Below are 22,306 nucleotides of genomic sequence, written 5' to 3' on the forward strand. Positions count from 1 at the left end.
CTCCCTCCAAATTTTGGAGCCACCAACGGTCACCCCGGTTCGGCTTACGATCTCCTGAAGCTTAACGCCCTGTTATCCCTCTTCTTTTCCGATCTCCTCCAAAAGTTGGAGCTTCCTCCCGGCTTTGGTGCCGGTTCGTGGCAGTTGCGGCCTAAGTGCATCGCGCCAGCGCGGCGGCACCGGGATTTCCGTCACTTGGCACGGCAGTTGCGTGAGGGGCCGCGACGAGGCTGGCCGCCCAACGGAAGAGTTGCGGCGAGCCAGCCGGGCCACCCGTGCCCGATCGCATCTGGAGAACCGCCTTGAACATCGCATCCTCCGCCCCGCGCACGACGCTCGAAAGCGCCCAACTCTTCGCCAGCGCGCGGGAGGTCATTCCCGGCGGCGTCAATTCCACGGCGCGGGCAACCTGGTCGGGCTGGGAGCCCTACCCGCTTTTCGTCCAGAGCGGGCAGGGCTCGCGCGTCACCGACGCCGACGGCCACACCTATATTGATTATCTCCTCGGCCTAGGCCCCATGATCCTCGGCCATCGCCCCAAGCGCGTGACGCAGGCCGTGGTGGATCAGATCCAGAATGTCGGCACAGTCTTCGCCCTTCCGGCGGCGGCGGAAGCCGATCTGGCGCGCAAGATCATCGCGGCGGTGCCAAGCATCGACATGGTGCGCCTGTCCAACACGGGCACGGAAGGCGTCCTCTACGCCACGCGTCTCGCCCGCGCGTTCACGGGCCGGCGCAAGATCATCCGCTTCGAGGGCATGTATCACGGGTTTTCGGACGGCGTGTACTGGAGCAAGCATCCCAAGATCGAAACGGCGGGCTCCGACACGCGCCCCGTTCCGGTGCCGCAGGGTCCGGGCCTGCCCAAGGGGGTGGAAGAGAATCTCGTCATCCTGCCCTGGAACGACATCGAGGTGCTGCGTCAGGTCATCACTGAGCACGGCCATGAGATCGCGGCGGTTCTGACCGAGCCGATGATGTGCAACACGGGCTGCATCCTGCCGCTGCCGGGCTATCTGGAAGCCATGCGCGAGCTGACGGAGAAGGCCGGCATTCTTCTGATCTTCGACGAGGTCATCACGGGCTTTCGCCTCGGCCTCGGCGGCGCGCAGCAGGTCTTCGGCATCACGCCCGACCTTTCCATCTTCGCCAAGGGTCTGGGCGGCGGCTTCCCCGTCGCGGCGGTCGGCGGACGGCGCGCCGTCATGGAACTGGTCTCGGACGGCACGGTCTCGCTCGCCGGCACCTACACCGCCAACGGCATCGCGGTCGCCGCCGCCAATGCCACGCTGGACGAACTGGCCGCGCCCGGCGCCTATGAGGCTCTCTACGCCGTGTCCGACCGCCTGCGCTTTGGCCTGGAGGACATCTTCGCCAAGAGCGGTCTTGCCGCCCATGTGGTCGGCCTCGGGCCGGTGCTTCAGGTCTGGTTCTCAGACCGCCCGATCCACAATTACCGCGACGCGGAGCGCCATGCCGATCAGGACCTGTTCCGCCGCTGGTGGCTCGGCATGATCGAGCGCGGCATCCTGTTCCACCCCGGCGCCTACGAAAACCTCTTCGTCTCCATGGCGCATACGGACACGGATATCGACCTCACCCTCGCCGCCGCGCGCGAGGTCGTGGCGACGCTGGCCTGATCGCAAACCGGCGGCGTCTCAGGCGCCGCCGGCCTCTCGTGGCGCTTCACGACGCACATGGACCGTCTGCCTTGGCGCCTGATACCGAGCGGCTGAATCTTCAGTCGATGAGGTTCCACTTCCAGCGATCTTCCAGATTGAGGCCCTTCATCCGCGCGCGGCGCTCCGCAACGCGGGAAAGGCCCTTCGAACTGCGAGCGCGCGGAGCCGGCTTGTCCGCGGGAGCGGGCACACTGGCGACCCCGGCAGGATTCGCAATCGGCGGCACCCGCTCGGCCACTGGCTCCGGCTCTGCCTGCGCCGGTTTGGCGAAAGGCTCGGTGCGGCTTTCCGGACGTTTCGCGCGCAGGCGCGGCGCTGGGGCCCGCTCGCGCTCCCAGTCGTCTTCGACAGGTTCGCCCGCCTCCAAAGCGTCTGGCTCGGGTTGGGTGGAACGCTCTGCCTCGGGCGCCGCGCGCGATTCCAGAATGCGGCCTTCCGGCTTATGTCCGGACCGCACCGATTTCGGCTTGGAAAACAGAGCCTTTGCGGCTGACTTGTTTCCGTCGGCAGGCGGCGGAGATGTCGGCTCGGCCTCCTCGTTCACCCGCATGAGAGACTTGATTTCGTCGCCGAGCGAACCCGACCAGATGGACGTTTCAGCCGTCTTTCCCCGCTTCGGGCGGCGTTTGTATTCGACGGCGAACGGCTCGATGACACGCTTCATGATGACTGTATCAATTCTCCGATGAACGCACGGGGCATTGTTCTGGATCAGCGGCCGCGCAAGCCGCACTATTACATCGCGGGTAAGGAGGCGCAATTCATCGTCAACTTCCAGGGTCGTATCGCGACTTGGGCCACGCGGGATTCCACAAGCTTCTCGTCAGTTTCGCGCCGCGCCGACCGCTTGCCATGAGGCGTGCGGGCATCGGAGGCTCTCGTTGAGGTTTCGCCACCGCTTATTGAGACATGGGGCTAGATGATTCGCTTGTCTTCAAGAATGGCGACAAAAGAACTCATCTTCTCAAGGACATAATCAGTAAGGCCGCCTCTGTTTTATTTTCTGGGATCCAGGAAGGATCGTGCGCAACCAGCTTGCGCCATGCGCATTTAGCCGGCGGTCAATAGCCATCAAGTTTTCGTCAGACCGCCGCCGCGCAGGAGAGAATCCCCATGAGCACCGTGACCGCAACAGCGCCCGCCCAGGCGGCGGAGCCACCTTCTCGGTCACTGAAAGCCTTGGGCGCGGTCAACTTCTTTCTGGCCGATGTGCGTGACGGCCTCGGCCCTTTCCTCGGCATTTTTCTCGTGGGGCAGGGCTGGAGTACGGCCACGATCGGCCTCGTCATGACCATCGGCGGCATCGCCGGAATGCTGGCGACGACACCGCTCGGCGCGCTGGCCGACGCGTCCAAGGCCAAACGCTTCATGGTCGGCTTCTGCGCGGCGCTTGTGATCGTCGCCTCGCTCGCGATCCTGTTTCTGCCGAACTTTGCCTTCGTCACCGCGTCGCAGATCGCGACGGGCATTGCCGGCGCGGCGATCGGGCCGGCCATCGCGGGCCTGACCCTCGGCCTCGTCGGGCAGGATGGGCTGGCCCATCAGTTGGGCCGCAACGAAGCCTGGAACCATGGCGGCAATGTCTTCGCCGCTGCCGGCGCTGGCTTCTTCGGTTATGAGTTCGGCCTGCCCGCCGTCTTCATCCTGATGACCGTCATGGCCGCAGGCTCCATCGCCGCCATCCTGATGATCAACCCGAAGGACGTCGACCATGATGTCGCGCGCGGTCTGGAGCACAAGACCGGCGGTGATCGTGAAGCCCCATCGGGCTTCAGCGTTCTCTGGAAGTCGACCCCGCTTCTGATCCTGGCGGCGACGCTCATGCTCTTCCATTTTGGCAATGGCGCAATGCTGCCGCTTCTCGGCCAGCAGGTCGCGACGCGCGCCGAAAGCGGCACGACGAGCAATGGCGGAACGACGACGGCCTCGCCCGGCGCGTCCGGCCAAGCCACCATCCCCTCGCAACAGGCCGGCTCGGACACGAATGGGTCGACGGCCATCGCGCCCGGTCAGTCCACGGCAGGCCGTCCGGCCGCCGAGCCGGTGCGCCAGCACTCGACCCTCGATCGCCTCCTGACCGATCCCGTCTCCTACACCGCGGCCACCGTCATCATCGCGCAGCTCACCATGATCCCCATTGCGCTTCTGGCGGCGGGTTTCGCGCGGCGGCGCGGCTATTTTCTGCTTCTCGTCCTGGCGCTCGTCGCACTGCCCGTGCGCGGGTTGATCGCCGGTCTCTGGCCGAGCCACTTCGCGCTGATCCCGGTGCAGATGCTGGACGGCGTCGGCGCGGGGCTTCTGGGTGTCGCTGTGCCGGGTCTCGTCGCGCGGATGCTGCGCGGCACGGGCCACGTGAATGCGGGCCTCGGCGCGGTGATGACGGTGCAGGGCGTCGGTGCCTCGCTGAGCCCGGCCATCGCGGGCGTCATCGTCTCCCGCTACGGCTTCTCGGTCGCCTATCTGGTGTTGGCCGGCTTTGCGATCTGCGGGCTCGTGCTCTGGATCGTGTCGTCGCCCAAGGTCGCCAAGGCCTGTCGCGGCGAGTGACCGCAAATTAGGAGCGGTCGCGGGCGTCATGATGGCGCCCGCGAACCGTTCAGCCAACAAACAGGTCCACGCCCGTTCCGGCCCGTAAAGGCCTGCTCAGTTCGACAGGCGGTCAAACGCGCGTCTGGACCGAACCCGCGCAAGTTTGTTAGGGGCTCCCACCGGAGCCCCGGCCGCCTTCAACCTAAATCTCTTTCATTTCCCCGAGCGGATCCTCGATGACCCTCAGTCTTCTGCATGTCTTCACTTGGGTCGTCAGCGGCGTCACCGTGTTCGGCGTCATCTTCCGGCCGGGCCAATGGCCGGAATGGGTCTTCGCGGTTCTGGGCGCGGCGCTTCTGGTGGTCACCGGCCTGCTGCCCTGGCGCGAAGCGCTGGTGGGCATCGAGAGCGGGACCGACGTCTATCTCTTTCTGGCGGGCATGATGCTGCTGGCCGAAACGGCGCGGCGCGAGGGCCTCTTCAATTATCTCGCGGCCTTCGCGGCCCGCTCGGCCAAGGGCTCGCCCCGCCGCCTCTTCGCGCTGGTCTATCTCATCGGCACGCTCGTCACTGTGTTCCTGTCGAACGACGCGACGGCCGTGGTGCTGACGCCCGCCGTGATCGCCGTGACGCGCGCGGCGAAAGTGTCCTCGCCCATTCCCTATCTCCTCGTCTGCGCCTTCGTGGCGAACGCGGCCTCCTTCGTCCTGCCGATTTCCAACCCGGCCAATCTCGTCGTCTTCGGCAGCCAGATGCCGCCGCTCGGCCAATGGCTCCTGCGCTTCTCGCTGCCCTCGATCCTGGCCATCGCCGCAACCTTCTATCTCCTGCGCTGGACCCAGAAAGAGGGCCTCCAGGGCACGACGGACTCGAATGTCGAGATCCCGCATCTCTCGCTCGGCGGGCGCATCGCGGCGATCGGGCTCGTCGCGGCCAGCATCGTGCTTCTCGTCTCCTCCGCGCTCGGTCTTGAACTCGGCTGGCCGACGCTGCTCGCCGGCTTCCTCACCGCGCTCGCCGTGATGATCGGCGAAAAGAACAACCCGCTGCCCCTGGCGAAGGAAATCTCCTGGGAAACGCTCGCCATGGTCGCGGGGCTCTTCGTCATCGTGCGCGCGCTGGAAGTCAGCGGGCTTCAGGCGACGCTGGTCTCCCTTCTGGAAGGCCCGCTCAATCAAGCGCCGCATTGGGGCGCGATGGCCTCGGGCGTCGTGCTGGCCTTCGGCACGAACCTCACCAACAATCTGCCGCTCGGTCTCCTCACGGGTGCTTTCACCAATGCCGCGCATCTGCCGGAGCAGGTCGTCAACGCCATCCTGATCGGCATCGATATCGGCCCCAACCTGTCGGTCACGGGCTCGCTCGCGACCATTCTCTGGCTCAGCGCCCTGCGCCGCGAGGGCCTCTCCTTCGGCGCGCTGAACTTCCTGAAGATCGGCTTCGTGGTGATGCCGCCCGCCCTGATCCTGGCGCTTCTGGCGGTTCTGTTCCAGCCCTGGTCGTGAGGGACCAAGGCCTATGGCGTCCGCCCCACGCCGCCGCCTCGCGCTTCTCGGCGCGGCGGCGCTGGTGATCCTTGCCGGCCTGTCCTTGCGGGCCGGCGGCTACCGGCTCGGCCTGTCCTTCTTCGCGGTCAAATATGGAGGCTCCCTTCTCTGGGGGAGCATGGTCTATTTCCTGATCGCGGCATTTCTCCCGCGCCGGGGGCGGGTCGCGGGTCTTGCCCTCGCGCTGGCGGTCGCGGTTGAGTTCTCCCGGCTCGTCCACACGCCCGCCTTCGACGCCTTTCGCCTGACGACGGCCGGAGCATTGCTGCTCGGCCGCGTCTTCTCGCTCTGGAATATCCTGGCCTATGCCATCGGGATCGGGCTCGCGGCCCTGCTCGATCGCGCTCTCCTACCGGGCCAGGAGGAATCGCGTCAGTCGGCAATCACCAGCCAGGGCTAGCGGGCGCGATAACTCTCGGCCTTGGCCGGAAAGAGGTCGGCTCTCGCGTTCAGCGGATTGGGCCGCAGGATGCCGGCCGCCAGTTCCTTCAACCCGTTCGGCGCATAGAGCGCGCCGCTTTCGACCTCGATGCCGACGCAGGTGCAGGTCACGAGATAGCGGTCGATCCCGTCCCGCGCGGACGAAAGCTGCGGATAGCTCCCGCCGAAACGCTGGGGATACCAGAGATGCACGCGAGCCTGATTGCGAAGCTCGACCTCGACGCCGAGATCGGCCGTCGCCTCCGCGACAGCGCGGATCGCCCGATCTTCCGCCTCGAAGGAAAGATCGGTGTCGTCGAAATAGAAGACGTCGTAATCCTTGATGCCCCAGCCCGGCGCGCGGTCCGAGCGCGCGTTCCAGAGGGTCTGGAAGAGGCAGCCGGCGACGAGATGGCACTGAGGGAGATCAATCCTGCGAAGCCGGCGTTCGAGTTCGGCATTCACCGGATTGCTGCGTGCGATCGCCAGAAATTCCGCCTCGGTCATGGCACGCCCTTCATCCGCTTCAGTTCTTGAAACCGGGTTGAGGCGATACAATCCCCAAATGACAGCCGTATCCTCTGTCTCCTGTCTCCCCCAATTTCTTCCGGGCCTCAGGAGGACGGCGTCTCATTCCTCATGGTGGTGCTCCGGCTGGACCGTCTGCGGGATGATCTTCAGCTCGCCATAGGCCACCGCGCGCTGCGAGGTGATGGTGTCGGCGAAATGCTGCACCTCGTCGGAGCGGCCCTTGAGGACGCTGATCTCGAGGCAGCGCTCGGCGTCGAGATGGACATGCAGCGAGGCGACCGAAAGGTCGTGATGGTGATGGTGCGAGACGGTCAGCCGGCGCGCCAGATCGCGCGCCTCATGGTCGTAGACATAGCTGAGCACGCCGACGCAATCCCGCGCCTCGCCCGCTTTGATCGCCGCGTGGCGCAGGCCGAGCCGCGCCAGATCGCGGATCGCCTCCGAGCGGTTGGGATAGCCGTCGCGCTCGATCATCCGGTCAAGCTCGGCCATGAGATCGTCGTCGATCGTGATCGTGATCCGCTGCATTCATCCTCCCGCGCTTGGGCCGATCTTGTCGAACCCCACGGCCTCGCGCGCAAGCCCTCTTGCGTCCTGGGACTGGACTTCGCAAACAGTATGATGTTTTGAGGAAAACGTCATACCAATGATGGAGTCGTGATTTGCGCCGTCTTCTGTCCCTTGCCGTCGCTCTCGGTCTTCTGGTCTCTTTCCCAGCCATGGCGCAAGCCGGCGGGCGGCTGAACTTTTCCTGGCCGGTGAATGTCGGGCCGCTGAACCCGCATCTCTACACGCCGAACCAGATGTTCGCCCAATCCATGGTCTACGAGCCGCTGGTGAAGTACCGCAAGGACGGCACCATCCAGCCTTGGCTTGCGCAATCCTGGGACGTGTCCGAGGGCGGGCGCGTCTATACGTTCCACCTGCGGCCGAACGTGCGCTTTTCCAATGGCGAGGCCTTCGATGCAGCGGCCGTCGTCGCCAACTTCAACGCCGTTCTTGCCAATCGTGCCCGTCATGCCTGGCTGGAACTCGCCAACCAGATCACCGGCGTCGAGGCGCTGGATGAGCGCACCATTCGCCTCACGCTGAAGGACGCCTACTACCCCGCGCTGGAGGAACTCGCCCTGCCGCGCCCGTTCCGCTTCATCGCGCCGTCGCAATTCGTGGACGGCGGCACGGTGAAGGGCATCCGAGCGCCGATCGGCACGGGGCCTTGGGTCTTGAGCGAGAGCCATCTCGGCGAAAACGACCTCTTCACCCGCAACGAAACCTATTGGGGCGAGAAGCCGGCGCTGGACGCGGTGGACGTAAAGGTCATTCTCGACCCGAACACGCGCGCCGTCGCGATGGAAACCGGCGAGATCGACCTGATCTACGGAACGGACGGCCCGATCTCGCCCGACACCTATGAGCGCTTCAAGGCGATGGGCCGCTTCCAGACGGCGCTTTCCCCGCCGGTGGAAACGCGCGTCTTCGCGCTCAACACCAAGACGGGCCCAACGCGCGATCTCGCTGTCCGCCAAGCGATCAATCATGCGGTCGACAAGGACACGATGATCCGAGCGGCCCTTTACGGCACGCAGACGCGCGCCGACACGCTATTCTCGCCGAGCGTTCCCTATGCCGATATCGGCCTGAAACCGTACGCCTACGACCCGGCCCAGGGGGAAAGACTGTTGGACGAGGCCGGATGGAAAAGGGGCACTGACGGCCTGCGCTCGCGCGACGGCGAGGCGCTGACCATCGAACTTTGCTTCGTCGGCAATGACGCCGTGTTGAAGTCCATGGCGGAGATCGTGCAGGCCGATCTCGCGAAAGTCGGCATCGGCGTGACGCTGACCGGCGAGGAGGAAAGCTCGATCTATGCGCGCCAGCGCGACGGGCGCTTCGGCATGATCTTCAACCGAAGCTGGGGCGCGCCCTATGATCCGCACGCCTTCCTGTCCTCCATGCGCGTGCCCTCCCATGCCGATTATCAGGCGCAGCTCGGCCTGCCCGACAAGGCGGAGATCGACGCCGAGATCGGCCGCGTTCTCGTCTCCACGGACGAGGCGGAGCGGCGGGCGCTCTACAGGGACATCCTCACCCGCCTCCACAGGCAAGCCGTTTATCTTCCGCTCAGTTTCGTGAACACGATGGTGGTGGCGCGACCGGAGTTGGGGCCTATTCCCTTCGGCGCGCTGGCGAGCGAAATTCCCTTCGAAGACATTCGACCCGAGGCGCGCTGAGATGGCGCGCTTCATCCTGCGCCGGCTGCTGCTTCTGGTGCCGATGCTGCTGGCGGCCTCGCTGGCGATCTTCCTGCTTCTGCGCCTTGGCCCCAGCGATCCGGCCATGGATTATCTGCGCCTGTCGCGCCTGCCGCCGACGCCCCAGGCGCTGGAGGAAGCGCGCGCCCTGCTCGGCCTCGACCGGCCGATCGCGGTTCAATATCTCGACTGGCTCGGTCATGCGCTGCGACTCGATTTCGGCCTGTCCTATGCCACGCAGCGCCCCGTCCTGCCCGATCTCCTGCATTATCTCCCCGCGACGCTCCAGCTTGCCGGCGCGGCCCTGGTGCTGACGCTCGGCATCTCCGTTCCGCTCGGCATGTGGGCGGCGCGCCACCGCGACAGGCTGCCCGACCAGATCGTGCGTCTCGTCGCCTTTCTCGGCGTGTCCATGCCGAACTTCTGGCTGGGCTTCCTGCTCGTGCTCGTCTTCTCCGTGCAGCTCGGCTGGCTGCCGGCCATGGGGCGAGGGGGCCTGTCGCATATGATCATGCCGGCGGCCTCGATCGCGCTGATGTCGCTGGCGATCAACGCCCGCCTCCTGCGCGCCTCGATGCTGGAGGTCGCCGGCCAGCGCCATGTCACCTATGCCCGCCTTCGCGGCCTGTCCGAGCGGCGTGTGGAGCGCGCGCATGTCCTGCGCAACGCGCTTCTGCCGATCATCACCGCGACGGGGATGCATGTGGGCGAGCTGATCGGCGGCACGCTGGTCATCGAAAGCATTTTCGGCTGGCCGGGTGTCGGGCGCTATGCCGTCTCGGCCATTTTCAACCGCGACTATCCCGTGATCCAGTGTTTCACGCTCTTGATGGTCGGCGTCTTCGTCCTGTGCAATCTTCTGGCGGATATCGCCTATGCCGTCGCCGATCCGCGCATTCGCCTGTCGTCGGAGGGCGTCGAATGAGCGATCTCGCGTTTCCCGCCGAGGCCATCGCCGAACCGCGTCGCCGCCCGCTCGGGCGCGGGGGCCGCATCGCGTTGGGGCTGGTGCTGGCCATCGTCATGGTTGCGCTCGTCGGCCCTTGGATCAGCCCCTATGAGCCCAACGCGGTCGATCTGCCCGCGCGGCTCCAGGAGCCCGGCTGGGCGCACTGGCTCGGCACCGATCACCTGGGACGGGACATTCTTTCGCGCCTCATCGCCGGGGCGCGCGTCTCGCTCGGCTCCGTCGCCGTCGCCCTGTCCCTGATCCTGACGCTCGGCATCACGATCGGCGGCGCGGCGGGGTTTCTCGGCGGGCGGCTGGATCAGGCCATCATGCGCGTCACGGACGTGTTCATGACCTTTCCGACCCTGGTGCTCTCGCTCTTCATGGTCGGGATGCTCGGCACGGGCCTCGTCAATGTGGTCGCCGCCATCGCCCTGTCGCATTGGCCCTGGTATGCGCGCATCGTGCGCGGCATCGTCCTGTCGCTGAAACATCGCGAGTTCATCCTGGCCTCGCGCCTCGCGGGCGCGAGCCGACTTCGCGTCTTCCGCGAACACTTGCTGCCCGCGACCCTCTCGCAGCTCGTGGTGCTAGCGACGCTCGATATCGGCCATATCATGCTGCATGTCTCCGGCCTGTCCTTTCTCGGCCTCGGCGTCGCCGCGCCCACCGCCGAATGGGGTGTCATGCTGAACGACGCGCGCGCCTTCGTCTGGACGCAGCCGCTTCTGATGCTCTGGCCGGGCCTTGCGCTCTTCGTCTCCGTCATGGCCTTCAATCTCTTGGGCGACGCGATCCGCGACCGGCTCGACCCGCATTTGCGCATGGAGCATTCCCATTGAGCACGCGCCGTCTCGACATCGAAGCTCTGAGCGTTCTCACGCGTCGCCATGACGGGCCGCAGGCTCTGGTGAGCGGCGTCTCGCTGCATCTGGAGCGCGGCGAGGTTCTGGCGCTGGTCGGCCCGAGCGGATCGGGAAAGTCCCTGACCTGCGCGGCCGCGCTGGACGTGCTGCCGCCCGGCACGGTTCGCGAGAGCGGGTCGGTGCTGGTGGACGGAAAAGAGCGCGCCCCAATGAACCTGCGCGGCCGCCTCGTCGCCACCATCCTGCAAAACCCCAGAAGCGCCTTCAACCCCGTGCGCACCATGCGCGACCATGCGCTGGAAACGCTGCGCGCTCTCGACCTCGGGCGAACGGATCGCGATGCACGGATCGAGGCGAGCCTTCTTGCGGCCGGTCTGAACGACCCAAGCCGCATCCTAACGCTTCATCCGTTCGAGATGAGCGGCGGCATGCTTCAGCGCATGATGATCGCGCTCGCGCTGATGAGCGAAGCGCCCTTTCTGTTCGCCGATGAGCCGACCAGCGATCTCGATCTGCTCGTGCAGCGCGACATTCTCGATCTGCTCGAACGGTTGAAAGGCGAACGCGGCCTGGGGCTGCTTCTCGTGACGCACGACATGGGCGTCGTCGCGCGTCTGGCGGACCGCGTCGCCGTCATGGATCGCGGGCGGATCGTGGAAACCGGCGCGGTCGAGGAGGTGTTTCACCGCCCGCGTCACGCCGTCACGGCCGGGCTCGTCGACGCGCATCTCTCGCTCTACGGACTGGAGCGCGCGGCATGAGCCTCCTGTCCGCCCGTAACGTCTCGCGCATTTATCGACGCGTCTCGCTGGTCGGCGCGTCGAAGCCGACCCTCGTGCTGAATGATATCTCCCTCGACATCGCCCACGGCGAAACCGTCGCGCTTCTAGGGCGCAGCGGCTGCGGCAAGAGCACGCTCGCGCGCCTGCTGCTCGGGCTGGAGCGTCCGGACAGCGGCGAGATCCTGTTCGAAGGGCGCTCGCTCGTGAGCCTTCCCAAGGCCGAGATGCCGGGCTTTCGCCGCGCCGTGCAGATGGTGTTTCAGGACTCGGTCGGCGCGGTCGATCCGCGCGCGACGATCGGGACGATCGTCGCCGAGCCGCTGCGCCACCTTCTCGGCCTCGACGGGGAAGCGCTGCGCGCGCGCGTCGCCGATCTCCTCGACAAGGTCGGTCTCGATCCCCGCGATGCCGGCAAACTGCCGGCGCAGATGAGTGGTGGGCAGTTGCAGCGCGTCTGCCTTGCGCGCGCCTTCGCGCCGGAGCCCAAGCTGATCGTGCTGGATGAGGCCGTGTCCAATCTCGACCTGCATCTTCAGATTCAGATGATCGCGCTGTTCGAACGGCTGCGGGAGGAGACGGGCACGGCCTATCTCTTCGTCACGCACGATATCCGGCTGGTCGAGCGCTTCTGCACGCGCGTCCTCGTCATGGACGAGGGGCGCATGGTCGAGGAAGCGCCCGTCACACGCCCGCTGGCGCTCCAGTCCCCGGCGGGCCGCGCGCTTCGCGAAGCGGTGCTGCCGGCCTATCCCCGTCGCATCATGCCGGCCTGATCGCTCAGGCCGGCTCGCGCTGCGCGCTTGCGATCTCGTGCAGGCGCACGCTTGGCTCGACTTGGCGCGCCAGGTCGCAGAGATGGCGGTGATGGGTGAGGTAGATCACCTGCCCATGACGCGAGAGGCCCGCCAGAAGCCGCAGCACCTCTTCCGAACGCGGCTCGTCGAAGGTCTCCATGATGTCGTCGGCCACAAAAGGCACGGGCGAGCGGGCGCGCGCGAACTCCTCGTAGCCGGCCAGGCGCAGCGCGAGATAAAGCTGGAAGCGCGTGCCCTTCGACATGTCGGCGGCCAGCCGCGAGCCGCCCGCGCGCGTCAGCCCGATCAGGATTTCGCTGTCTTTTTCCGACTGCGTGGCGAGGCCGGTATAGTCGCCGCGCGTCATGGTTCGGAAGGCGTCGGACGCGCGCTCCATCATGGCGGAGCGGTGCCGGTCCCGGTAGAGGCGCAGCGCCTCGTTCGCCATCAGCGCGCCGGTGCGCAGTTTCAGGGCGCGCAGCGCCAGCTCTTCCATTTCCAGAATGGCCGTGCGCCGCTCGGCCACGAGGCGCGCCACGGCGCCGTCGCCGCCGACGCGCTCCAGTGCGTCCGCCGCGTCGCTGCGCGTACGGAATAGGGTCTCCCGCCGCGCTTCGAGATCGTGAACGCGCGCGTCCAGCGCTTCGCGTTCCTCTTCCAGCGCCTCGCGCTCGGCTTGGCTCAGCCGCGCTTCGGCCTCCGCAAGAGATGTGACGCCGAGATCGGCGAGGAGATCACGCTCCCAATCGGCGAGACGCGCTTCGCGTCGTGCCCGCTCCTGCGCGGCCTCCAGCGCCGGGCCGACCTCCTCCAACGCCTCCACGCCGAAGAACGCGGTCATGGCGCTCGCTTCCGTGCCGATGCGCGCTTGCGCCGCGATCAGCTCGGACTCTTCAGCCGCCAAGCGATGCAACTCCGCATCGAGATGGCGCAGGGTCTGCGCGCCGCGCTCGGCCTCGGCGATCTCCTCGCCCAGCCGCTCGGCTCGTGCCGCGCTGCCGGACTCCAGGATCGCAAGGTCCAAGCGTTCGATCAGGTCTTCCAGCGCCGTCTCAAACGTGCGCCGGTTCGCCTCCATCGTCTCCACGCGGTGGCGCAGATCGGAGAGGGCCTGAAGGCGAGCCGGCAGTTCGAGAAGCACCGGCAGCATCTCGCGAACCGCGCCGACTTGCGGGCCGAGCGCCGAGAAACTTGCGCCGGGTTCGGCTGGGTCGGTCCCCGGAAGCGCGCGGCCGAGCCGCGCCGTGAGACCGCTTTCCGCGATCAGCGCCCGCCAGCCGGAGGCCCAGTCCTCGCCCGCGCGCCTCGCCTCGTCGGCCTCGCGCCGACGCCGGGCGAGATCGGCCCGGCGCGCTTCGAGATCGGCTTGTGCCGCCGCTTGGCGCGCGCCCATTTCGGTCGCCTCGTTCAGAACCGCGTCCGCCGCCTCGCAAAGCAAAGCCAGATCGCGGCTGGTCGGGGCGCGGCCGAGCGCCCGAAGCGCCTCTTCCAGCGCATCGCTCAAACGGCCCGCATCCTCCTCGGCCGCCAGACGCGCGGCGCGGGTCTCGTCCAGCGCGCCGAAGGCGTCCAGCGCCTCCTGCCGGCGGCGCGCGAAGAGATCGAGCCGCGACAGGATGGCCACCCCGTCTGCCGTTTCGCCGCGCAGGGCCTCGGGCAGGGCGGCGTCCATCTCGTCGGTGAGGCGCGCCCCGTCGTCCCGTGCGACTTCCAGCAGATCACGCCAGCGCTCCGCCGCCGTTTCGGCCGTGGCGAGCGCCGCGCCAAGCTGGCGCAATTCGCCCAAATCGCGCGCGCGGGCCAGACGCTCGCGCGACAACTCGTCATCGGCGCGCAGCACTTGTGCGAAGCGCTCGGCCGTCGCCTCGCTCAGCGCCGCGCGATGCGCGGCAAAGGCCGCGTCGCGCTCGGCGCGCAGGGTCTCGGCATGGGTGTCGTCGATGGGACCGGCACTTTTTTCAAGCGCGCGCAGGCGCGTCGCGGCCAGCCGGCTTTCCGTATCCGCCTCGCGCAGCCGCGCCTCGGCCTCACCAGCGCGCCGAGCGCATTCGGTGAGACGCTGACGCCAGCCGGCGATCCGGTCGGCATCCGGCAGCGCCAACGCGCGGAGCGCGGCGACATCGCCCTCAAAGGGCTGAAGCGCCTCCATGCGCGCCTGCGCCAGCGGCTTGCGCCGCGCCTCCTCGGCCCGCCCATGAGCCGAGCGGGCGGCGACGTCGCTGCGACGGGCCAGGGCGCGGGCTGCGTCCAGCTCGGCCAGAGCGCGCGGGTCGCTCGGCATGGCCTCCGCGCCCGCGATGCGCGCTTCGCTTTGGGCCAGCGCATGCTCCGCCTCCCGCTCTTCCTGCAATGCCTTGGCCAGCCGCGCGTCGAGTGCGAGACGGCCCTCGATCCGCTCGCGCAGCGCTCCCGCAAGCGGCGCGGGCAGAAGCAGGTCTTCGGGCTCCAGCCCCGCCGGTGCGCCGAGGCGCAGGAGAAGCTGTTGCAGCGCGGCGTCAGTCGCTTCCATCTCGCGGCGGCGCTTGGGCAGATCGTCTTCCGCTGTGCGTGCCCGCGCCCGGTCGCCCTCCAGCGCGCGCCAGGAGGCCCGGAGCGCCAGAACCGATGCGTTCGGCGCGGCGCTTTCGCGCTCGGTCTCGATGCGCGCGCGCTCGTCCGTGACGCGGCGCAGGGCACCGTCGATACGCACCGTTTCGGCCAGAAGCTTGGGAAAAGCCTCGCGCCAGGAGGCGGGCGGCGTCGGCGCGTCCCCGTCGGCCTCCAGTTCAGCGCGCAGGGCCTCGTGATCGCGCAGGCGCGGCAGGGCGCGCAGCAGAGTCTCGATCTCGGCGCGGCGACGGCGCACGCTGCCGAGATCAGCCACCACGGCCTCATAGGCCTCCGCCGCCTTGGCGAGGTCGCTCGCCAAGGCGTTGTGGACGGAAGCCGCCGTGTCGATCTCCTTGCGCTTGGCGTCGAGCGCTTCGATCTTTTGCTTCAGGAGGTAGATCTGCGTGGAGCGCGCCTGCTTGCGGTGGATCGCGTCGGCCTCGTCCTGCGCCTTGGCGAGCGCCGCGCTGATGCCGGCCAGACCCGCGCTCGCCGAAAACAGAAGCTCGCCGAGATCGCCCCGGCTTTGCAGGATGGCCTCGCCGCCCGCTTCCAGCGTCTCGTCGTCCAGCGAGAACATGGCGCGGTAGCTTTCGCGCGACAGGCCGCCGAGCGCGTTCGCCAGAACCGCCTCGTTGACGCTCTGGCCTGCGGCGTCGCTGAGCGATCCCGTGCGCTGCTTGCGCCGGATCAGATGGCGCTCGGCCCCGCCGAATTCGAGCAGCGCACCGACTTCCATGGCCGAATAGGGATGCAGGAAATTGTAGCGGGACTGCTGCTCGATGCCGAAGAGAAGATCGAGAAAGCCTGAGAGCGAGGTCGACTTGCCCGCTTCGTTGAGGCCGTAGACGATGTGGAAATCCGGCGCGCCGGGCTCGGCCGCGCCGAAATCCAGCCGATGATCGGTGAAGCGCCCATAGCGCGTGAGATCGAGACGGCGAAGGCGCATCAGACGGTCTCCTCGCTGCCATGGCTGAGCCGTGCCAGCATGTCCTCGCTCGCGTCCACCAGCAGCCGGTCGAGAAAACTCTCGAACTCCGCTTCGCTGTCTCCAGCAAAGCCGCGCGCTTCCGCCGGCAATTCGTCGCGCAGCTTCTCGGCCAAAGCGCGCACGGCTTGCCGCGTGCCGTCCGATCGGGCGACATCCTCGCGCATCAGGCGACCGAGTTCGAGGAGCGGCCCGGCATCGGTCGCATCGCTCGGCGGCGGCTCGGTCTCGAGAACGAGCTTTTCCACGAAGACCTGCCCCACGCGCTCGGCGCGCGCGGCCGCTTCCGCCAGAAGCAGATCGGTGTCGCGCCGCAGGCGAAAGGCAAGCGGCGTGCGACCGCGCAGGTGCAGACGCGCCACCAGAAAGCGCGAGCGCGCGGCGTCACGGCCCTGCTCCAGCGCCCGGCCGATCCGCTCCACCGCCTCGCGCCATTCCTCGACGCCCGTGAGGTCCACGCCGACGCGCGAGAACTCAGCAAGCGAGGTCACGCGCTCCTCGATCTCCACCGAGCGATCGTCGCGGATCGTGACGAGCGTCACGCTTTTCGGCCCGCCCTCGTTCACGTCGCGCCCCTGCGGCATCCCCGGCATGACGACGCGCCCGCCCGCGTCGCCATGCTCGGCGCGACCATGGACATGGCCGAGGCCCCAATAGGAAAAGTTGGTTGCCAGAAGCTCGGGCACGGAGGTCGGCGCATAGACGTCATGCCCCGGCGCGCCAGCGAGACTCGTATGAAGAAGGCCGACATTGGCGCTGTCGGGCAGGGCCGGCTTGAACTTCGGCAGCAAGCTTTCGGGCGCCTGCGGTCGGGAAAAGCTGACACCGTGAAGGGCGACGTCCAGCGGTCCGGCCCTGAGGCGGATCATCTCGGCGCGTCCGCCGAACACATGAACATTGGGCGGCAGGGTCAGCTCGGCCGTGATGCGCGAGAGCGCGTCGTGATTGCCCCGGATCTTGAACACGCGAATGCCGGCCTGATGCAGGCGCTCCATCTCGCGCGCCAGAAAGCGCGCCGTCTTCATCGAGGTCTGCTCGCCGTCGTAGAGATCGCCCGCGATCAGAAGCGCATCCACCGCCTCTTCGATGCAGAGATCCACGATCGCGGAAAGCGCCCGGCGCGACGCGTCGCCGATGAGATCGGCGAGATCGGGATCGCGAAGCGAGAGCGAGCGCAGCGGCGAGTCGAGATGAAGGTCGGCGGTGTGGACGAAGCGAAAGGCCATGCCAGCGTCCTAACACGCCAGCGGCTCGCTTGGCAGCAGCTCGCTTGGCAGCGGCCGGGTTGGCAGATGCGGCACGAAGCCGGAGCCAAGACGGAGGGCGCCCCGAGTATACAACTTTGACGACCACGCGACCAAGCCGCCCGAGACAGTTGCGCAATAGGCGATCTTACGCGAAGCAAGCACTTCGCCATGACCGGAGATATAGGTAAAAAGGCCAACTAATAGTTGCACTTGATGGCATTCTGACGCACTTACACTAGCATCGCCGCACTCGGAGGACATCATGACCAAAGCTGACGCTCCGCATCGTGACATGCTCGTAGACGAAGATGCGAACGCCGATCTCGTCCAACCTCTGATTGCCATTTCCAAGGCCACGCGCCAGTTCGTCGCGATCAACCTGATGGAGATCGGCGTGGTCGCCGGCCAGGATCAGTTGCTGGACGCTCTCGACCCAAGCGAGCCACGCGCTGTTTGCTTCGTTGCGCAAAGTCTGTCGGTTCGCCCGTCCACCGTCTCGAAAATGCTCGACATTCTGGAGCGGCGCGGCTGGTGCCGGCGTGAGGCTGACGAGACGGACATGCGACGCACGTTCATTCGGCTCACCGCCGAGGGGCACAGGATGCGAAGCCAGGTGCGCCGCATCTGGGCGGAAGTGAATGGCGATCTGGCCCGCGCCCTCCCGCAAAACGATCTTTCCGTGTTGGAAGCCGCCCTTTGGAATGCGGAACGTCTCGTCTCCGGTCGTCTGTCGCGGCTTCGCTGAGGATCAGCGGGCCTTCGAGCGCCTGACACGATCGCGCGGGATCGGTGGTCGGACCTTATGGACGCTCGCTTTGTCGCACATGCCGAGCCCTGCCGTCAGCATCCATCGCGTTCCGGTCCGCGCGATCGGGCGAAAACCTCTCGACCATCCTTTGCCGGGAGATCTTGTCAGGTGCTCTTGGCGCAGCCCGGTATCAGGCGAACTGATACAGGCCCCCTGCCTTGACATGCCGCTCGGGCCTCGACCATTCGGCCGGAAGGCGGAACACGGTGCGCGACTCGGTGCGCGGCTCGGGCCGGCGAAGGCCGAACATTTCCAGCTCCGACAGAACGGCGGCCGCATCCTGCCGCGCGCTGGCAAGGCCCGGCGCGTCCGCATCGCTCAGATTGTAGATCGTTCCGCCCAAGAGAAACGGCGCTTCGAAGGCCGCGCGCAGGCCGAGCCCGGCCGGAAGACGGAACCCTCCGCAATTGGCCAAGTCGCGCTCGACTTGGCGTGCGATGCGGCTGGGGATCGGCGTGATGCCGGTTGCCACCAGAGCCCGGCGGCGCGGCGCGCGCCCGGCGGGCGCCTGACGCAGCATCGCGTCGGTCTCGCTCGCCGCGCTGGCCGAAAGCGGCGAGAAGCGAACGGGAATCACCGACATCGCCGACAGGGCAGCCGCTTCCGCTAGCACCGCCTCGTCGACGCCCGCGTCGATGATCACGAAACGACGGCCGCGCCGGCCGAGATGCACGAGTTCTTCCAACTGATCCGATCGGGTGGCGCGCGCCACTTCCATCCCCCTCGGGCAGCCGGGCCGTGCGGACCATTGAACGATGTCCGGTCGCCGCGCGGCATCGATCAGAAGGACTTCCGTTCCCAGGCATTCGACCGCCGCCGCCAAGGTCAAAGCGAGCGTTGTCGTTCCTCCGCTGCGAAGCGACCCCACCATCAGCACCGTCACGCCTGAACTCTCCCGCCAACATCCCGAACCTCGTGAGCAGTCATCCCATTGTCACAAAGAGACACAACCCATTCCCGATCTTTCAGGAACCGCCGTCGCCGTTCGAGGGTGGAACTGTCACCCCGCCGCCACAGAACAGTAAGCAAAGCGAACGGGATCATGGCCATATGGTCGCAGGCCGACCGACAAAACCGAGCCCTCACCTTGGTCGCAAGCGCCACGCCAGCATAGGCGCAATGAGGCCCAGCCGATCGCGTCCTATCGACCCGAAGGGGGGATCGGTCGACCTTCGTCGGACGCAGCTTCGCGCTCCCGTCCTTCCACAATCGCCGCCCGCTGTCGCAAGCGATGGAAAGCCCCGGCGTTCGATCATCGCGCCGTTTTTTGTGCTTTGCAGCATACGCAGCCCAGCCATGCATATGGGCCTCTAGCGATCAGCCATTCGGCAGCCTATTTTCGAGGTACAAGTTTCGCAGCGGCCTTTCCTCCCACTGGCCCTGCGATTGCCAAAGGTTCCTCCCACCCTTGGCGCTTAAACGACGCCCGCCGGTCCTCCCCCGGCGGGCGTTGTCGTTTGTGGCGCAACCTGGGGTTTCCCCACAGCGCCGGGCGCACGGTCCGCCGAGGCCCCAGCCCGATTTTGAACTTTCCATGAAATATCGACCCGGAGCGACTGCGCCCGAAAATCTTAACCTTTCCTGCAGGCGCACCTTCCTAAAACGGAAGCGGCTGAAGGGAAGACCGCAGATGAAAAGTTTCCAGGAACCGCGGCAATCGAAGATCCTGCAGTACAGGCTGGTGCTCGCCTTGCAATTGTGCTGCTGCCTAGTCCTGACGGTCTGGCAGGTTCTCCCGCAGACGGAAACATCCCCAGCCGTCGTGATCTCCATCGCTCTCCTCATTCTCTCTATGGCCATGGTTCTGCGGATGCGCCACAAGCTGATGCAGCAATTGGCTGCGGCGGACGCCGACGCCGCTTCGCGCATGGCGCTGTTTCTGGCCGACCCGCTGACGGGCGCCATGACGCGGCGCTGCTTCATGGACGAGTTGAAGGCCGCGACGCGCCAATCTAGCCAGACCGAGCCGTGTTCTCTGGTTCTTCTCGATGTCGATCACTTCAAATCTCTGAACGACAGCTTCGGGCACAATGTCGGCGACTTTGCTCTGACCCATCTGGTCGATACGGCGCGCCAACATCTGCCCGGCGCGGTGATCGGGCGCCTGGGCGGGGACGAGTTCGCCGTGCTCCTCAAAGGGTGCGACGAGGTGCGAAGCCTGACCCTGATGAACGAGTTTCTCGTGGCGCTGAAAGCGCCGGCCTTCGCGGCCGGGCGGCAGCTGACGCTCGGCGCCTCGCTCGGCATCGTCACCGCCCCCAAGCATACGTCCTTCTTCGAAGAGATGATCCTTCTGGCCGATCTCGCGCTTTACGAGAGCAAGCGGCGGGGGCGGGGCTGCGCGACGATGTTCGACCCCGACATGCTGCGCGTCAAACGCCATCGCCGCACGATCGAGCGCGATCTGCGGGCCGCGATCATGCTCGATGAACTCGAACTCCATTATCAGCCGATCTCGGACAGTGCGCAAATCATTCTGGGGGTCGAGGCGCTGGCGCGTTGGAAGCATCCTGTGCGCGGCGTCATTCCGCCTTCGGAGTTCATTCCCGTGGCCGAGGAAAGCGAGTTGATCGACATGCTCGGCGAATGGGTGCTGCGGCGCGCCTGCGAGGATTTCGCCGAACTGCCGGGTCGCTTCGTCAGCGTCAACATTTCGGCCGCGCAGCTTCGGCGCAACGATCTTCTGGACGTCGTGAAGCGCGTTTTGCGCGATACCGGCGTTCAGCCCGGCGAGCTGGTTCTGGAGATCACCGAGAATGTCTCGCTGCTTTCGACGCCCGAGGTGCTCGGCCGCATCCAGTCCCTGCGCACGCTCGGCATCGCGATCGCGCTGGATGATTTCGGCACGGGTCATTGCACGTTCAATTATCTGCGCACCCTTCCGGTCGATATCGTGAAGATCGACCGCTCCTATATCTCCCGCATGGCGGACGATCCGGTGTCGCGCATCTTCGTCGCCGCCGTGCTCGAAATCGCTCGCGCGCTGCGACTGTCGGTGGTGGCCGAGGGGATCGAGACGGACGAGGATTTCCAGATGTCGCGTGCGGCGGGCTGTGCCCGCTTTCAGGGCTATCGGTTCGGCCATCCCGTTCCCAAGTCCGCGCTCGCCCCCTCCCTGATGCCGGTCTGCGCGGCGCGGCGCGATGAATTCAGGCAAATGCTGCCTCCCGTCTGCGAAGCGGACAGGCTTCAGATGGCTTGATCAGGCGGCCAGATCGTCATCGGCGGGGATGAAAACCCATGATGCATTCTCCAGATAGGGCCTTCCGAACCTTTTGGAGACCTACGGATGACCGCTCAGCAATCCCGCCGCATCGTTCTCGCCTCGCGCCCCAAGGGCGCGCCGGTCTCGGGAGATTTCCGATTGGAGACCGGGCCGGCCGTTGAGCCGGACGAGGGGCAGGTCGCCATCCGCAATCTTTATCTCTCGCTCGATCCGTACATGCGCGGGCGTATGAGCGACGCGCCCTCCTATGCCGAGCCGTTCCAGATCGGCGAGGCTTTGGGCGGGGCGACGGTCGGGCGCGTGGAAGCCTCGCGCGATGGGAATTTCAAGGAAGGCGATCTCGTTCTGGCCTTCGGTGGCTGGCAGGAGCGCTCGGTCCTGCCCGCATCCTCCCTCCGCAAGCTGCCCGCCGACTTGACGCGCCCGTCCTATGCCTTGGGCGTTCTCGGTATGCCGGGCTTCACGGCCTGGCATGGGCTCATGAAGATCGGCGAGCCCCAAGCCGGCGAGACCGTGGTGGTCGCGGCCGCCAGCGGCGCGGTCGGCTCGGTGGTCGGGCAGGTGGCCAAGCTCAAGGGCGCGCGGGTCGTGGGCATTGCGGGCGGCGAGGAAAAATGCCGCTTCGTCACCGACGAGCTCGGCTTCGACGCCTGCATCGACCGGCGCGATCCCCAGTTTGCCGAAAAGCTGAAAGCCGCCGTGCCTGACGGGATCGACGTCTACTTCGAAAATGTCGGCGGCGCGGTGTTCGATGCGGTTCTGCCGCTTCTGAACGTCCATGCCCGCGTGCCGATCTGCGGCCTCATCGCGGGCTACAACAGCGAGCGCCCGCCCGAAGGGCCGGATCGGATGCCGCTCCTGATGGGCACGCTTCTCAAGAAGCGCATCCGGATGCAGGGCTTCATCATCGGCGATCACTACGGACCGGAATTCTCCGAGTTCATGGCCGAGATGGGCCCTTGGGTGAAGGAGGGCCGCGTGCGCTTCCGCGAGGATGTGGTGGAAGGGCTCGAAAACGCGCCGAAGGCCTTTATCGGCCTCCTCGAAGGCGAGAATTTCGGCAAGCTCGTGGTGAAGCTGTCGGACGATTGAGCGG

18 protein-coding genes are annotated in these 22,306 nt (G+C 66.7%); 12 read left to right on the plus strand and 6 right to left on the minus strand.

The window, feature by feature from the left end; all coding sequences use genetic code 11:
• The first annotated feature begins 302 nt into the window (after window positions 1-302).
• Entirely contained in the window at window positions 303-1,640 is a 1,338-nt protein-coding gene (locus NS365_RS15560; RefSeq protein WP_058601214.1) for an aspartate aminotransferase family protein, read from the plus strand.
• Between the two features lie 100 nt (window positions 1,641-1,740).
• On the opposite strand, the gene NS365_RS15565 is transcribed toward NS365_RS15560, so the two are convergent.
• Entirely contained in the window at window positions 1,741-2,346 is a 606-nt protein-coding gene (locus tag NS365_RS15565; protein WP_058601215.1) for a hypothetical protein, read from the minus strand.
• A 449-nt stretch (window positions 2,347-2,795) separates the two neighbouring features.
• Here NS365_RS15565 and NS365_RS15570 point away from each other — a divergent pair, with 449 nt between their 5' ends.
• From NS365_RS15570 to NS365_RS15580, 3 genes are all read left to right on the plus strand, one after another.
• On the plus strand, window positions 2,796-4,229 hold the full coding sequence (locus tag NS365_RS15570; RefSeq protein WP_058601216.1) for an MFS transporter: 1,434 nt from the start codon (window positions 2,796-2,798) through the stop codon (window positions 4,227-4,229).
• Window positions 4,230-4,447: 218 nt separating this feature from the next.
• Window positions 4,448-5,716 (plus strand): arsenic transporter, encoded by a 1,269-nt coding sequence (locus NS365_RS15575; protein ID WP_058601217.1) that lies wholly within the window; start codon window positions 4,448-4,450, stop codon window positions 5,714-5,716.
• 13 nt (window positions 5,717-5,729) lie between these two features.
• The gene (locus tag NS365_RS15580; protein ID WP_058601218.1) at window positions 5,730-6,158 is read left to right on the plus strand and encodes a DUF2809 domain-containing protein; all 429 of its coding nucleotides are present in this window, start codon (window positions 5,730-5,732) and stop codon (window positions 6,156-6,158) included.
• On the opposite strand, the gene NS365_RS15585 is transcribed toward NS365_RS15580, so the two are convergent.
• Together NS365_RS15585 and nikR are read right to left on the minus strand one after the other, a co-directional pair.
• On the minus strand, window positions 6,155-6,685 hold the full coding sequence (locus tag NS365_RS15585) for a nucleotidyltransferase family protein (RefSeq protein ID WP_058601219.1): 531 nt from the start codon (window positions 6,683-6,685) through the stop codon (window positions 6,155-6,157). The two genes, NS365_RS15580 and NS365_RS15585, sit on opposite strands and share 4 nt — an antisense overlap.
• A 123-nt stretch (window positions 6,686-6,808) precedes the next feature.
• Window positions 6,809-7,237: a nickel-responsive transcriptional regulator NikR gene (gene nikR, locus NS365_RS15590; protein ID WP_058601220.1), complete on the minus strand. Its 429-nt coding sequence runs from the start codon at window positions 7,235-7,237 to the stop codon at window positions 6,809-6,811.
• Between the two features lie 191 nt (window positions 7,238-7,428).
• On the opposite strand from nikR, the gene nikA reads away from it, so the two are divergent.
• From nikA to nikE, 5 genes are read left to right on the plus strand one after another with little or no spacing between them, the layout of a single operon-like run.
• Window positions 7,429-8,940: a nickel ABC transporter substrate-binding protein gene (gene nikA, locus NS365_RS15595; protein ID WP_082684641.1), complete on the plus strand. Its 1,512-nt coding sequence runs from the start codon at window positions 7,429-7,431 to the stop codon at window positions 8,938-8,940.
• Window position 8,941: 1 nt separating this feature from the next.
• Complete coding sequence (gene nikB, locus NS365_RS15600) at window positions 8,942-9,886, plus strand: nickel ABC transporter permease subunit NikB (RefSeq protein WP_058601222.1); 945 nt, start codon at window positions 8,942-8,944, stop codon at window positions 9,884-9,886.
• Entirely contained in the window at window positions 9,883-10,752 is an 870-nt protein-coding gene (gene nikC / locus NS365_RS15605) for a nickel ABC transporter permease subunit NikC (protein ID WP_058601223.1), read from the plus strand. Before nikB ends, nikC begins: the two co-directional genes overlap by 4 nt.
• On the plus strand, window positions 10,749-11,537 hold the full coding sequence (locus NS365_RS15610; RefSeq protein WP_058601224.1) for a nickel import ATP-binding protein NikD: 789 nt from the start codon (window positions 10,749-10,751) through the stop codon (window positions 11,535-11,537). The genes nikC and NS365_RS15610 overlap by 4 nt, the downstream gene beginning before the upstream one ends.
• Window positions 11,534-12,331: a nickel import ATP-binding protein NikE gene (gene nikE / locus NS365_RS15615; RefSeq protein WP_058601225.1), complete on the plus strand. Its 798-nt coding sequence runs from the start codon at window positions 11,534-11,536 to the stop codon at window positions 12,329-12,331. The genes NS365_RS15610 and nikE overlap by 4 nt, the downstream gene beginning before the upstream one ends.
• A 4-nt stretch (window positions 12,332-12,335) precedes the next feature.
• Here the strand turns inward: nikE and NS365_RS15620 are convergent, their stop codons facing one another.
• On the minus strand, window positions 12,336-15,890 hold the full coding sequence (locus NS365_RS15620; RefSeq protein WP_058601226.1) for an AAA family ATPase: 3,555 nt from the start codon (window positions 15,888-15,890) through the stop codon (window positions 12,336-12,338).
• Window positions 15,890-17,155, minus strand: a complete 1,266-nt coding sequence (locus NS365_RS15625) for a metallophosphoesterase family protein (RefSeq protein WP_058601227.1) — start codon at window positions 17,153-17,155, stop codon at window positions 15,890-15,892. Before NS365_RS15625 ends, NS365_RS15620 begins: the two co-directional genes overlap by 1 nt.
• Window positions 17,156-17,438: 283 nt before the next feature.
• Here NS365_RS15625 and NS365_RS15630 point away from each other — a divergent pair, with 283 nt between their 5' ends.
• Window positions 17,439-17,921 (plus strand): MarR family winged helix-turn-helix transcriptional regulator, encoded by a 483-nt coding sequence (locus tag NS365_RS15630; protein ID WP_082675333.1) that lies wholly within the window; start codon window positions 17,439-17,441, stop codon window positions 17,919-17,921.
• A 193-nt stretch (window positions 17,922-18,114) separates the two neighbouring features.
• Here the strand turns inward: NS365_RS15630 and NS365_RS15635 are convergent, their stop codons facing one another.
• Entirely contained in the window at window positions 18,115-18,867 is a 753-nt protein-coding gene (locus tag NS365_RS15635; RefSeq protein ID WP_058601229.1) for a hypothetical protein, read from the minus strand.
• Between the two features lie 747 nt (window positions 18,868-19,614).
• On the opposite strand from NS365_RS15635, the gene NS365_RS15640 reads away from it, so the two are divergent.
• Both NS365_RS15640 and NS365_RS15645 read left to right on the plus strand, forming a co-directional pair.
• Complete coding sequence (locus NS365_RS15640; RefSeq protein ID WP_082684636.1) at window positions 19,615-21,186, plus strand: putative bifunctional diguanylate cyclase/phosphodiesterase; 1,572 nt, start codon at window positions 19,615-19,617, stop codon at window positions 21,184-21,186.
• Between the two features lie 87 nt (window positions 21,187-21,273).
• On the plus strand, window positions 21,274-22,302 hold the full coding sequence (locus tag NS365_RS15645) for an NADP-dependent oxidoreductase (protein ID WP_058601230.1): 1,029 nt from the start codon (window positions 21,274-21,276) through the stop codon (window positions 22,300-22,302).
• Window positions 22,303-22,306 lie beyond the last annotated feature (4 nt).

The organism is Aureimonas ureilytica, from assembly GCF_001475935.1.
Classification (GTDB): Bacteria; Pseudomonadota; Alphaproteobacteria; order Rhizobiales; family Rhizobiaceae; genus Aureimonas; species Aureimonas ureilytica_A.